Origin of the sequence: Aeromonas sp. R2-1, assembly GCF_040908425.1 — a bacterium.
Lineage (GTDB): Bacteria > Pseudomonadota > Gammaproteobacteria > Enterobacterales > Aeromonadaceae > Aeromonas > Aeromonas caviae.
Map to the genome: position 1 here is coordinate 100,028 of NZ_JBFODR010000030.1, position 12,829 is coordinate 112,856.

Consider the following 12,829-nt stretch of genomic DNA (forward strand, 5'->3'; position numbering starts at 1 on the left):
CTCCCTGCGAGAGCCGCTAACACCCGCGCCAAAAAAATGCGACAATGCGCCGCAGTTGAACACATGGTGAGTGAAGAACGATGTCTGCCAAAATCATTGATGGAAAACAGGTTGCGCAAACGATTCGCAATCAGGTCGCCGCGCAAGTCCAACAGCGGTTGGCGCAGGGGAAACGGGCACCGGGTCTGGCGGTGATCCTGGTGGGGCTGGATCCGGCCTCCCAAGTCTATGTGGGCAGCAAACGTCGCGCTTGTGAAGAGGTGGGATTTGTCTCCCGCTCCTATGACCTCAGCGCCACGGCGACACAAGCGGAGCTGCTGTCCCTGATCGACCAGCTCAACGAGGATCCGGAAGTGGACGGCATCCTGGTGCAGTTGCCCTTGCCGGCCCACTGCGATACCACCCAGGTACTGGAGCGCATTCGTCCCGACAAGGACGTTGATGGCTTCCATCCCTACAACGTGGGTCGTCTGGCCCAGCGCATCCCGGCGCTGCGACCCTGCACCCCCAAGGGGATCATGACCCTGATCGAGACCACAGGCGTCAAGACCCACGGTCTGCATGCGGTGGTGGTCGGGGCTTCCAACATCGTGGGGCGCCCCATGACGCTGGAGCTGCTGCTGGCCGGTTGCACCACCACCACCTGTCACCGCTTCACCCAGGATCTGGAGACCCAGGTGCGCCGGGCCGACTTGCTGGTGGTGGCGGTGGGCAAGCCCAACTTCATTCCGGGGGAGTGGGTTAAACCCGGTGCCCTGGTGATCGACGTGGGCATCAACCGCCTTGCGGACGGCTCCCTGGTGGGAGATGTGGAGTATGAGACCGCGCGCAATCACGCCGCCTTCATCACGCCGGTACCGGGGGGCGTGGGCCCCATGACGGTCGCCAGCCTGATGGAGAACACCCTGAGCGCCTGCCAGGATTACCACGACGCCTGATGAGGGCGCCGGGCAGAAAAGAGAAAGGGAAGGCATTGCCTTCCCTTTTTTTATTGCGTCACTCCCCCGGATCGCTACTGGGTATCAGAGGAGGGCCAGGGCGGCGGCCAGATCGGCAATCAGATCGTCGGCGTCTTCCACCCCGATGCTGAAGCGGATGAGATCGTCATTGACCCCGGCGGCGAGGCGGCTCGCCTCGTCCATGGCGGCGTGGGTGGTGCTGGCCGGATGGCAGGCGAGACTCTCGAGATCGCCCAGACTCACCGCCTGCACGAACAGCTGCAGGTTGTCGAGCAGGGTGGCACAGCGCTCAAACCCGCCTTCCAGCTCGATGCTCACCATGCCGCCAAAGCCGCTGGCGAAGGCGCCGAGGGCATCGTGGCCCGGATGGTTGGCAAGGCCCGGGTAGATTACCTTCTTCACCGCCGGGTGGGCATCCAGGAACTCGGCCACCTTCTGGGCGTTGTGCAGGTGGGCATCCATGCGCAGGGGTAGTGTCTTGACCCCCCGTTGCAGCAGGTAGGCCTCCTGCGGGCCGATGGGAGAGCCGATGTGCTTGAGGGCCACGGTGCGAATCGATTTCATCAGCGCGTGAGAGCCCGCCACCACCCCGGCGATGATGTCGCCGTGGCCGCCCAGGTACTTGGTACCGCTGTGCATGACAATGTCGATGCCAAGCTCGAGCGGGCGCAGCAGGTAGGGGGTAAGGAAGGTGTTGTCACACACAGTGATGGCACCCACCTTGCGGGCCGCCTCCACCACCACCCGTGGATCCACCACCTTGAGGGTGGGGTTGGTCAGGGTTTCGAACAGTACCACCTTGGTGGCGGGGCGGATGTTGGCCAGCAGCGCCTGATCGCTCTCGTAGGCGGTGATCTTGATGCCGGCGCGGCTGAAGGTCTGCTTGAGGAAGGCATCGGTGCCGCCGTAGAGGGGGCCGATATAGGCCACTTCATCACCGCTGTCGGCCAGGGCATACATGATGGCACTCACCGCCGCCATGCCGCTGGCCACCACCAGTGCCTCATCTGCACCTTCGAGGGCTGCCAGCTTCTGCTCCAGCTCGGCGGTGGTGGGGTTGCCAAAGCGGCTGTAGATGAAGCCGGGGGCTTGACCTGCGAAGCGCTCCTTGCCCGCCTGGGCGTTGAAGTAGCTGAAGGTGCTGCTCTGGTAGAGCGGGGTGGTGAGGGCACCGGTCTGGGGGTCGATCCGCTGGCCGCTGTGCACGCTCATGGTCTTGAATTTCATTTTTGTACTCCGTCATTGCCAGGTTGTTGCCCGACTGCTTGTGTTATCCGGGGCGCCGTCGCGCCCCTTTTCTAATGTGGTGTGGCGGCGTTGTCAGGCTAGCGCTGGCTCGCGCTGCGGCTCGCCTGCATAGTGGCGGGCCGCCACATCCGGGTGGGAGCGCAGCCTCCCCTTGAGCACGTTTTCCCCCACCTGATAAAAGAGCGGGTTGGCGGGATCGCTCTGGGGCCCTTCGGCCAGCGCCGCCAGCTCGGGGGAGAGGCTAAGCAGTGGCACAGTCGCATCCAGCCTTGCCGCCATGAAGAAGGCGCAGGAGAGGCGCGATACCCCGGGAGGTGGGCTCACCACCCGGTGCAGGGTGGCCTTGAGGTAGCCGTCGGACGCGAGCTCCAGCAGCTCGCCGATGTTGACCACCAGGGCGCCCGGCAAGGGGGGCGCGGGGATCCAGCCATCCGCCGTCTCCACCTCGAGCCCGGAGTGATCGTCCTGCATCACCAGGGTCAGGTAGCCGGGATCCTTGTGGGCACCTACCCCCTGACCACTGCTGCCTTCCGGTTGTCCGGGGTAGTGAATGAGCTTCATGTGCTGGTAGGGGGCACCGCGAATGCTCTCGTCAAATACGCAGGCGGGCTGCCCCAGCACCTCTGCGAAAGCGTCCAGCAGGGTGAGGGTGATGTCGCTCAGTCGATCCTGCCATGCCAGCAGACGTGTCTTCATCTCGGGCAGGGCGGCGGGCCACTGATTGGGGCCGATGAGGCGCTGCCAGGGTTCACGAATGTGCGCCACAGGCAGGGCCTGGGCCTCGTTCATGATATCGAACTGCTCCCGCAGATCCGGCCGTGCCCGGGTGAGCTCTGCCCCCACCTGGTTGTAGCCGCGAAAGTGGGGGGAGTGGACCATCTGCACCGCCAGTTTTTCTTCAAGTGGCAGGGCGAAGAAGCGGGCGGCGAGCGCCAGGGTCTCCTGGCGCGCCGATTCGCTCAGATCATGGCCCACCAGATAGAAAAAGCCCACTTCGCGGGCGGCCTGGCCAAGCTGCGTCAGCATCTGGCTGCGTGCAGCCGGGGTGCCCTTGAGGGCGGCGAGATCGATGATCGGCAATGATGGGGTGGTCATGGGCATCTCCTCACTTTCCGTGAACGGGGTCTGCGTGCCCCGGCGTGCGGGGTGTTGCTAAACCGGGGCGCACTCTTCTTGAGTGGCGCCGTTTGGGTTGAGGGTGATGCTACTGTTCGAGGTTATAAGGTGGAAGCAACAAAATATTCTTAGTTATATACAAAATTCGAAATGGAATTCGGACTTGAGCGAATGGAACGAGCAACGGGCGGCTCAGGCAGCGATCTGCCGTACCGGGCGAGAGCGACATTGGCGTGACGGGATAGACGCGGGAGAGAAAAGGCGGAGGGAGGCATCCGCCTCCCTCCGTGTGACTGTCATGGGAAGGGTTGCTGGCGCGCCTTTCCTCAATAACCCAGGGTGAAACGCTGGCGCAGGTGAGCCGGTGCTTGCGCCTCGTTCAGCACCCCGTCCGCCAGATCGCCGACCGTGATCCCGGCGGGCTGCTCGCCGCTGAACAGCACCTGATCCGTGCCAAGGCGGTAACCGCCGCGCTTCTCGCCGGGTTCGAGGAACACGGGTGGGGAGACGAAACGCCAGTCGAGGGTGGTTTCCCGGCGAAGGGCGGTGAGACCATCCCGGGCCGCGAGGGCCCCTTGCTTCCACTCTGCCGGGAACTCCGGGGTGTCCACCAACTGCACGCCCGGGGCGATTTCCAGACTGCCGGCACCGCCGACCACCAGCAGCCAGCTGTTGGCCGCGACGGCGGCGGCCACGATAGCGCTGGCCCCCTTGAGGTACTGATCGTAGATGTCCGGGGCACTCCAGCCCGGGTTGTAGGCACTGATCACCCGATCGTGCCCCTTGAGCACCCTGGCCAGTGCCAGGCTGTCCTGGGCGTCCACCGCCACGGCGGTGACTTGCGGGTGAGCGGCGACCTTGCTCACGTCACGCACGATGGCGGTGACCTGATGACCGCGGCTGACGGCCTCCTGGAGGATGGCTGAACCGACAAAACCGCTGGCACCGATGAGGGCAATCTTCATGGGAATTCTCCTTCACTGTGGGAATGGGGTTATCCTACGCCCCCGAGTGTGATTTAATAATCCACTTAAAATTGCATTCACTTGTAAGCAAGGCTTCATAATGGATCAGCTCAGACGCTACACCATCTTCGCCGCCGTGGTGGAGGCGGGCAGCATGACCGGTGCCGCCAAGGCCCTCGGCATGACCCCGTCCGCCGTCAGCCAGCATATCAGTCAACTGGAGAGCCAGCTCGGTCTGCCCCTGCTGCACCGCTCCACCCGCCGTCTCAGCCTGACCGAGGCGGGGGAGGTGGTGTGGCAGGGCTGCCAGTCGTTGCAGCAGACCCTGAACGACACCGAGCTGCGCCTCTCGGAGGTGCGCGACAGCCTGCTCGGAGAAGTGCGGATCACCGCGCCGGTGGGGATGGCCGGTCAGCCCCTGGCGCGGGCGCTCTCGCCGCTGCTGCAGGCTCACCCCGGCCTGTGCATCCAGATCATTGCCGACGACGAGAAGCGGGATCTCATCAAGGATCGCATCGACGTGGCGCTGCGGGTCGGCACGCTTGAAGATTCCACCCTGGTGGCACGCAGGCTGGGTCAGACCCGGATGCTGCTGTGTGCCTCGCCCGCCTATCTGGCACGCAAGGGCACGCCGCGCAGCCCGGCGGATCTGCTGGCCCACGACTGGCTGGCCTCGGACATGCTGGGGGGCGGGATACTGCTGCTGGACGAGAAGGGGGAGGCCCACAAGGTCAAGCCCAAGCCCAGGGTGCTGTGCAACAACGTCTTGCCCCTGCGCCAGTTCACCCTGGCAGGGCAGGGGATTTCGCTGCAACCGGAAGGTGAAATAGAAGAAGATCTCGCCACCGGTCGATTGCTCGCGCTGCTGCCGGGCTTTTTGGCCCCTCCCATGGAGATCCATGCCATCACCCCCCAGCGGGAGATCCCGGAGAAGGTGCGGCGGGTGATCAGCGCCCTTCGCAGCCACTTTGCCGAGCATGGCCAGAGCCGTCTACCCTGAGCGGGGCGGGATGAATAGCCAGGCGGTGCGCCAGCCTTGCGGTCGGCGCGACACCCCTGTTTAATGTGGCCCTCCCGGGCCAGAGCGCCCTCTGCTGGTGTGGTCTCAAGCGCATCATGACACCGACTTCTCCCCACCCACTCCGTGAGCCGGCACCCGAGGCGCGCGCCCACCTCACCCGCATCGAGCGAGTGCTCGACTACATCCATGCCAATCTGGATCAGCCGCTCTCCCTGGAGGCGCTGGCCCGGCAGAGCTGCTGGTCCCGCTGGCAGTTGCAACGGGTATTCCTGCATGAGACGGGCCAGACGGTGGCTCACTATGTGCGCGAGCTGAAGCTGAGCATGGCGGCGGAGGCGCTGCTCTCCACCCGGCTGCGGGTGCTGGATGTGGCGCTGGATCACGGGTTTGGCTCCGAAGTGAGTTTCAGCCGCGCCTTCAAGCAGCAATTTGGCTGCTCGCCGCTGGCGTATCGCAAGCGGGGCCTGCGGCTGGGGCTGCGCACGCCCCTGGTGCGGGCGGCGGTCCCCCGCTCTGCCTCTCCCAACCTGGTGCAGGTGCGCATAGAGAGCCTGCCGCCGTTCACCTTGCAGGGGGTCAGGGGCACGATCCGGGGGTTGTTCGATGCCTCACCGGATTTTCAGCAGACGGTGCCCGCCATCTGGCGAGCGCTGCGCGAGACGGGGGCGCTGGACCTGTCGAGGGAATGGCTGGGGGTGGTGGACGTGTCGGGGGCAGGGGAGCGGCTGCCTTACTGGGCCGGAGTGGCCACGACGGCGCCTACGCCCCCCGGCCTGTCGAGTCTCAACGTGCCGGCTCAGGAGTATGCCGTGCTCACCCACAAAGGACCCATTGCCCAGCTGGGGGAGAGCCTGCACTGGTTCATCCTGCACTGGCTGCCGGAGTCGGCATACCGGGGGCTGGACGGTTTCGAACTGGAGCGCTATGCCCCCGGCTTTGACGGCCAGCAGCCCGACGCCACCATGGAGTACTGGCTGCCCGTCGCCCCCCGTTAGGGAAGGAGGCTCATCCCGGCATGGCGCCGGGATGGCTCCGGGCGTGTGGCGCTGGCCAGGAGATCAGTGAACTGGGCCGGTGGCAGCGGCTTGGCGAAGTAGAAGCCCTGCAGGTAGTCGATGCCATAGTGGCGTGCCATCTCGACCTGCTCCTGGGTCTCCACCCCCTCGGCGACCAGAGCCAGCCCCATGCGATGGGCGAGATCCAGGATGTTTTCGACGATATGGCGGGAGGGGCCTTCCTCTTTCATTCCCTTGATAAAGCTGCGATCGATTTTGATGATGTCCACATGGAACATCTGCAGATAGCAAAGGCTGGAGTGGCCGGTGCCAAAGTCATCGATGGCGATGAGCACGCCCAGCTCGTCCAGGGCATCGAAGATGGCGCGGGTCTGCTCGTCCGCATCCACCATCTCCCGCTCCGTCACCTCGAGCACCAGGCGCAGATCCTGGCCCGGGTAGGCGCGAAGAAAGTCGCGGCACTCGGCGACGATGTCCTGGTTTTTGAAGTGCTGGGCGCAGACATTGACGGCGACGTGAAAGCCGGGGGGCAGCCTGTCGGCCACCCCGACCAGATAATCCCGGGTCTGGGCCATCAACTGGCGGGTCATCGGCACTATGTAGCCGCACTCCTCCGCGAGGGGGATGAAGTGGTTGGGGGCAATCATCCCTTGTGTGGGATGACGCCAGCGCATCAGCACTTCACAACCGCGCAGGCGCCCCTGCCTGTCCATCACGGGTTGCAGATGGGGGATGAACTCCCGGGCCGCCATGGCTCTGGCAAGCTCGCTGCGAGGGGAGCCGCTGCGCCCCCTCAGATAGAAGGTGAGCAGCCCCAGCAACAGCGCCAGCACAGGGGCGGCAAGCAGGTTCTCCTGGTTGTACGCCCAGGCAAACGCCAGCACTTCCTTGTAACCGTTGAGCGCCACCAGGCGATAGGGATGAGCGGTGGGCTCGCTCTGTTGCAGACGCTGTCCCCCTTCCAGCAGGCGGGCTGCGGGCAGGGTCCTGCCGTGGCCATCGAGGGCCTGGTCCCCGAGGAGGAAGAAGAGGTTGTCCTCTCCCATCACGGCCTGCAAGGCGCCGAAGATGTGGAAGCCGTCCAGCTCCGCCAGCAGGGTGCGATCGCCGGATGGCTGACGGTAGAGGATGGCGGTCTGCCCGGTGATGGGGCTGTGTCTGGCGAGGATCAGCGTCTGGTTGCCCGCCGGGCCACGGGGAATATCCCGGGTGAGGATGGGCCTGTGCAGGGTGGTACAGCGCAGTTGCTGCCCCTCCAGCACATAGAGTGCCCGCGCATAGGGGGAGGCGGTGATGAGGTCGCGCAGGGCCAGTTGCTCATCCTGGCAGCGGCCCATGGCGAGGGGGTGGGCGGCCTTGACCAGGGACTGACTGTCGTTGATGGCACTCTCTATCATGGCCCTAGCATGGTTCAGGCTGCGCGCGTTGTCCTTGCGAAGGCCGCTGGCCGCCTGCAGGAGGTTGAGGGCGGTGAGGCCGACCAGCAAGAGGAGCCCGAGCACGATGGCCAGACGCAGACGCTGTGCAAGGGGATCAGTCGGCATGGTGCACCCGATTCTTGCCGGCATCCTTGGCCTGATAGAGCGCCTGATCGACCCGCGCCAGCAGTTGCTCGGCGGACTCCTGTCGCCACAGTCCCAGCCCGGCAGAGAAGGTCACCACCAGGTCCGGTTCGCGCCATGGTCGCTGTGCCACCTGGGTGCGCCACTGCTCGAGCATCGTCAGTGCTCTGGTGCTGTCATCCCCGGGAATGATGATGGCCAGCTCCTCGCCGCCGTAGCGGTAGAGGGTGGCCTCCTGGCCTGCAATCTGCCGCCCTTCCCGGGCAACCGCCCGCAGGACGTCGTCACCGACCGGGTGGCCGTGGGTGTCATTGATGGATTTGAAGTTGTCCAGATCGATCAACCCCAGGCAGAAAGGGCGGCCGGCGATCAGCTGGTCGTCGAGTGCCTTGTCAAAGCAGCGGCGATTGAACAGACCCGTCAGGGCATCCGTGTTGGACGCCTCCACGGCTTCCAGCATCTGGCGATGGCTGTTCTGGATCTCCTGGTGCAACTGATCCCCCGGTTTGCCCGCGTGGATGCGTCCGGTGCGCATCAGGGCGATGATCTCGAAAATCATCTTGCTGAGCACATGACGCAAGGACCACCAGCAGAGCAGGCAGATCAGCATGCAGCCCACCAGGGTGATCTGGAGCTGGTGGGACTCGCTGCTGCTTACCTCCTTGAACCTGGCATCGCTGACGGCATAGATGACGAACCAGTCCGGGTTGGAGAAGGAGTAGTAGTAGAGGTGGGTCTGGCGCTTTGCATCGAAGAGGTGGTCGGCGCCGTTGGTCATCTGCTCGATGAGCCGGCGGTCCACGCGATGGCGAAACAGGTTCCCCACATCCGAATGCAGCAGGATGTCGCCCGCCCGATCGACCAGGTAGAACTCCCCCTTGAGAGGGCTCATGAGCTGACGCAGGGGATAGCTCATCTGCTCGAGATCCACGTTCATGGCCAGGGTGCCGAGGAAGAACCCCTCCTTGTCGAGCAGGGGGCGGGAGACGGAGACGCTGCGGCTCTTGTCATCGAACTTGCTGGTGTAGTGGTCGGTGTAGTGCACGAAGAGGGTTCGCACGGCGGCCGCGAGAAACCAGGGGCGCTCCCTGGCATCAACGTGCTCCCCGACCGGCAGATGGGGGATGGAGTTGAACCGCCCCTGCGGATCGGCGAGCAGGATGCTCTTCACATAGGGGGTGAGCGCCAACGTTTGCATCAGGGAGAGGCCAAGGGGCGTGTGATCCTCATTGAGGAAGGCATCCAGGCCTGATTCATCGATGACACTGCCCGTTTCGTTGAGGACATGTTCCAGTGACTTGAACTGTGGCTCGATGGACTGGGTCGCACATGTTGTGCACGAACATGGCCGCCACCTTGTGGTACTTGCGCTCGGCAGAGGTCCGGATGCTGACACTGACGGCCATCAGGGCGATAAGCAGGGTCAGGATGATGACTCCGAAGGTGAAGTTGAGCTGGGTATCGCAGTGCAGATTTTGGTGGGCGGTCTCATTCATAGGCGTGTGCTGATGGCTTGGTATTGTCTCAATCAGGGCTGATAAAAGGGTGGGCATGCTATCGCCTCCTTTATCAATAGCGATTGACCAGGATCAACAAGGGGAGGGAGAACGCGACCATACTTGTCTGATGAGTGTGAATATGGGGGTGAAAATGCCGCCATGTTCTGAATATGTGATGGTTACTTGCCGATTGGCTGTGAAAGTGAAGGCGGTGACCTTCATCAGGCGGCCATGATGGACCCTCTCAGAGAGCCTCGACGACGTTGCCATGTTGCCTCCGATAGGAGATGGCATGCCTGCTACCCTCGCTTTTCCCGCTTCCCCGCCAACATGCCCCAAATTGTTAATATCGGGGCAAAATAGAACAATAAAATGCAAATGATATTTGTTACTATTCACATGCAGTAAGTAATCGAGGATCAGATGCAGCTTGTTCACCCCCCTTTGACCCTGGTCGCCGTGACCATCTCCACCCTGCTTGCAGGCTCTGTACAGGCCGCCGCGTCCGACAGCCAGGATACGGCCACCGCCGACGAGACCCTGACCGTGCTCGGCCAGACCTATCGCAACACCGCGACCAAGACCCGGCTCGACCCCATCGAGACGCCCCAGGCCATCTCGGTGGTGGATGGGGAGACCCTGTCGCTGCGCGGTGTCAGTTCGGTGAGCGAGGCGCTGCGCTACGTGCCCGGCGTCAACACCGAGCTGCGGGGCGGGGCGGTCAACCGGCTGGATCTGTTCAACATCCGTGGCTTTGACAACTACCAGAACTTCTATGACGGCCTGCTGCTCCAGTACAACGACTGGAACCTGCAACCCCAGATAGATCCGGTGGCCATCGAGCAGCTGGAGGTGTTCAAGGGGCCGACATCGGTGCTCTATGGCAGCATGCCCCCCGGCGGCATGGTCAACCTCATCGCCAAGCTCCCCCAGCGGGAGAGCAAGCACAACGTGAGCGTGGCGACCGGCACGGGCACCCTCAAGGAGATGACCCTCGACAGCACCGGTGCCATCAACGAGCAGCTCGCCTATCGGCTGGTGGGACTGGCCCGGGAGAAGGATGGCCAGGCGGTGACCTCGAAGGAGGAGCGCTACGTCTTTGCGCCGTCCCTGGACTGGCAGCTCGGCGAGCGCACCCTGCTGAACCTCAACCTTTACTACCAGAAGGATCCCGAGGCCGGCATCTACACCACTGTGCCCGCCAGCGGCTCGGCCAAGTCCAACCCCCTGGGGCAGCTTGGCAGCGACACCTTCCTTGGCGACGAGAACTGGAACGAGTACAACCGGGACGTGACCCTGCTGGGCTACAAGCTGAGCCACGACTTCAACGAGCGCTGGCAGGTGCTGCAAAATGCCCGCTACATGGATGCGTCCGCCTATCAGCGCAACACCTACAACGCGGCCCTGGCGGCGGACAACCGCACCCTGGCCCGCAACGCCTATCTCACCGATGAAGAGTCCCGGGGCGTTGTCATCGACAACCAGCTGGCGGGCAAGGTACAGACGGGCTCTGCCCAGCACAACCTGCTGCTTGGGGTCGATTACCAGTACCTGGATGCCCATATCCTCTACCGGGATACCCTCGACTACTCGGCGCCCAGCATCGACATTTTCAACCCGAATCATAGCCAGATAGTCCCAGAGGCACTCACTTTCAACTACCAGGATAAAAAGGTGATCCGTCAGTCCCAGACCGGCGTCTATCTGCAGGATCAGGTGCGCCTCGATCGGCTGGTGGCCATCGGCGGCGCCCGCTACGACCGCTACCGGATGGACACCGACAGCCGGACCCTCTATCAGGGGGCGGACAGCCAGTCCCTGGCCCACATCGATCAGGACAACCTCTCCTTCCGCGTCGGCGCCCTCTATGAGCTGGATGGCGGCTTCTCCCCCTTTGCGAGCTATGCCGAGAGTTTCGAGCCGGTGCCGGGGGCGGACAAGCAGGGCCAGGCGTTCAAACCGGCAACCGGTCATCAGTGGGAAGGGGGCGTCAAGTTCCTCTCCGACGACATGAGCAAGACGGCGACCCTGTCGGCGTTCCACATCACCAAGAAGAACGCCCTGGTGACGGATCCGGACAATGTCTACGGGCCCAAGCTGCAGACCGGGGAGACGGTCTCCAGGGGCATCGAGCTTGAGGGGAGAGCCGATCTCACCAGCCAGCTGGATCTGGCCCTCAACTACACCCTGATGGACATGGAGATCACGCGTGACACCACCACGCTGCAGGGCAAGACGCCGGTCTGGGTCCCCAGACAGATGGCGTCGCTGTGGAGCAACTACTACCCCGGCGGCAACCTCGAGGGGATGCGAGTGGGCGCCGGCCTGCGCTACGTGGGGGAGGCCGAGATGGATGCCGCCAACACCGACAAGGTACCGGACTACCTCCTGATTGACATGTCCGCCTCCTACGATCTCGCCGCCCTCAGCGCAAGCCTGAAGGGGGTAGGGGTATCGCTTGGCGCCAGCAACCTGTTCAACAAGACCTACTACTCCTGCTACGACCAGAACAACTGCTGGTTCGGGGCCGAGCGAAGCGTGGAGGCGCGACTCAAATACGCATTCTGACCTTGCGCCCCGGCACGCGCCCGGGGCCCTTTCAACGAATGGGCGAGGAGAGGGCGCGCGGTGTGCCGCGCGGCCTTGGCCGGGAGAAAGCGGACGCGGAACGCGCCCTCGTCTCGGATCACCAGGCCCTGTTCGCGGCGGCGGCCAGCCTGATCCCGTCCCTCAAGGGGAACCTGGTGGCGGTCGGTGACGTGCGCCCGCCACTGACGGATACCTCCGGAGCGACGTCGGCCGAGGTGGCCGCAGCCCTCCATGCGCACTGGCAGCAGGCACACCCGGAGGCGGGGCCCGCCTACTGGCTCACCCGCAGCTGGGGCATGCTCTGCTGGCAATCCATCTATCTCGCCATGGTGGCTGTCTATCGCCATCAGGCCGTGCCTGCCCTCGACAGGCTGGGACAGGGGCATGAGGCCGGCGTGGTGTCGGGCTTTACCCTGCCGGCCGAGCCCATGATCAGAGGGGAGGCCGGCGTGTTGATCAAGACGGCAGGAGAGCGACTCCAGGCGCACTGGCAGGGGCAGTTCACCCTCCTTGGGACGGTGCAGCGGCTGCGCCCCGGTTTCGTGCGCCCGCTCCTGGCGGACGATCTGCTGGCGGCCCTGGTGCGGGTACCCGATTTCTTCGGGGAGGTGAGTCGGGAGGAGGTCAGGGCCCATGCCCCCCTCTGGCTTGAATCCTGTGGCCTGCCGTCGGCACATCTGACGGGCTGGCGCGAAGCGGGGCTGCCCCGGGACGAGGCCTTCCCGGGCTATGTGCGCCAGCGCTGCTGCCTGCACTACAAGCGCCGGGATGGGGAGCTTTGTGGCAACTGCCCGCGAAGGCAGGGTGGGGCGAGGGGTGATGAGTGCTGATACCCGACTCTTCGTCTGCGCGGG

At 64.2% G+C, this 12,829-nt stretch carries 11 protein-coding genes; 5 read left to right on the top strand and 6 right to left on the bottom strand.

Annotated elements, in window-relative coordinates:
- The first annotated feature begins 80 nt into the window (after positions 1-80).
- Positions 81-938 (top strand): bifunctional methylenetetrahydrofolate dehydrogenase/methenyltetrahydrofolate cyclohydrolase FolD, encoded by an 858-nt coding sequence (gene folD, locus AB5Y80_RS10685; RefSeq protein WP_010674955.1) that lies wholly within the window; start codon positions 81-83, stop codon positions 936-938.
- An 84-nt stretch (positions 939-1,022) separates the two neighbouring features.
- Here folD and AB5Y80_RS10690 read toward each other — a convergent pair whose 3' ends face one another.
- The 3 genes from AB5Y80_RS10690 to AB5Y80_RS10700 all read right to left on the bottom strand — a co-directional run bounded on the left by AB5Y80_RS10690 (position 1,023) and on the right by AB5Y80_RS10700 (position 4,288).
- A complete protein-coding gene (locus tag AB5Y80_RS10690) occupies positions 1,023-2,186 on the bottom strand; it encodes a PLP-dependent aspartate aminotransferase family protein (protein WP_323908172.1) in 1,164 nt (387 codons plus the stop codon).
- 93 nt (positions 2,187-2,279) lie between these two features.
- Positions 2,280-3,302 carry an isopenicillin N synthase family dioxygenase gene (locus AB5Y80_RS10695; RefSeq protein WP_368172898.1) on the bottom strand — a complete coding sequence of 341 codons (1,023 nt, stop codon included), beginning with the start codon at positions 3,300-3,302 and terminating at the stop codon, positions 2,280-2,282.
- A 347-nt stretch (positions 3,303-3,649) separates the two neighbouring features.
- On the bottom strand, positions 3,650-4,288 hold the full coding sequence (locus tag AB5Y80_RS10700) for an NAD(P)-dependent oxidoreductase (RefSeq protein WP_368172899.1): 639 nt from the start codon (positions 4,286-4,288) through the stop codon (positions 3,650-3,652).
- A 100-nt stretch (positions 4,289-4,388) separates the two neighbouring features.
- Between AB5Y80_RS10700 and AB5Y80_RS10705 the strand changes: the two genes are divergently transcribed.
- Together AB5Y80_RS10705 and AB5Y80_RS10710 are read left to right on the top strand one after the other, a co-directional pair.
- A complete protein-coding gene (locus tag AB5Y80_RS10705) occupies positions 4,389-5,288 on the top strand; it encodes a LysR family transcriptional regulator (protein ID WP_368172900.1) in 900 nt (299 codons plus the stop codon).
- Positions 5,289-5,404: 116 nt separating this feature from the next.
- A complete protein-coding gene (locus AB5Y80_RS10710; RefSeq protein ID WP_368172901.1) occupies positions 5,405-6,304 on the top strand; it encodes a helix-turn-helix domain-containing protein in 900 nt (299 codons plus the stop codon).
- Here the strand turns inward: AB5Y80_RS10710 and AB5Y80_RS10715 are convergent.
- Genes AB5Y80_RS10715 through AB5Y80_RS10725 form a run of 3 tightly spaced genes read right to left on the bottom strand, consistent with a single transcriptional unit; the run spans position 6,301 to position 9,440 of the window.
- The gene (locus tag AB5Y80_RS10715) at positions 6,301-7,869 is read right to left on the bottom strand and encodes an EAL domain-containing protein (RefSeq protein WP_368172902.1); all 1,569 of its coding nucleotides are present in this window, start codon (positions 7,867-7,869) and stop codon (positions 6,301-6,303) included. The two genes, AB5Y80_RS10710 and AB5Y80_RS10715, sit on opposite strands and share 4 nt — an antisense overlap.
- On the bottom strand, positions 7,859-9,202 hold the full coding sequence (locus AB5Y80_RS10720; RefSeq protein WP_368172917.1) for a diguanylate cyclase: 1,344 nt from the start codon (positions 9,200-9,202) through the stop codon (positions 7,859-7,861). The genes AB5Y80_RS10715 and AB5Y80_RS10720 overlap by 11 nt, the downstream gene beginning before the upstream one ends.
- Entirely contained in the window at positions 9,141-9,440 is a 300-nt protein-coding gene (locus AB5Y80_RS10725; RefSeq protein ID WP_368172918.1) for a hypothetical protein, read from the bottom strand. The genes AB5Y80_RS10720 and AB5Y80_RS10725 overlap by 62 nt, the downstream gene beginning before the upstream one ends.
- Positions 9,441-9,809: 369 nt before the next feature.
- On the opposite strand from AB5Y80_RS10725, the gene AB5Y80_RS10730 reads away from it, so the two are divergent.
- Positions 9,810-11,954: a TonB-dependent siderophore receptor gene (locus AB5Y80_RS10730; RefSeq protein WP_368172903.1), complete on the top strand. Its 2,145-nt coding sequence runs from the start codon at positions 9,810-9,812 to the stop codon at positions 11,952-11,954.
- Between the two features lie 62 nt (positions 11,955-12,016).
- On the top strand, positions 12,017-12,805 hold the full coding sequence (locus tag AB5Y80_RS10735) for a siderophore ferric iron reductase (RefSeq protein WP_368172904.1): 789 nt from the start codon (positions 12,017-12,019) through the stop codon (positions 12,803-12,805).
- Positions 12,806-12,829: the final 24 nt, after the last annotated feature.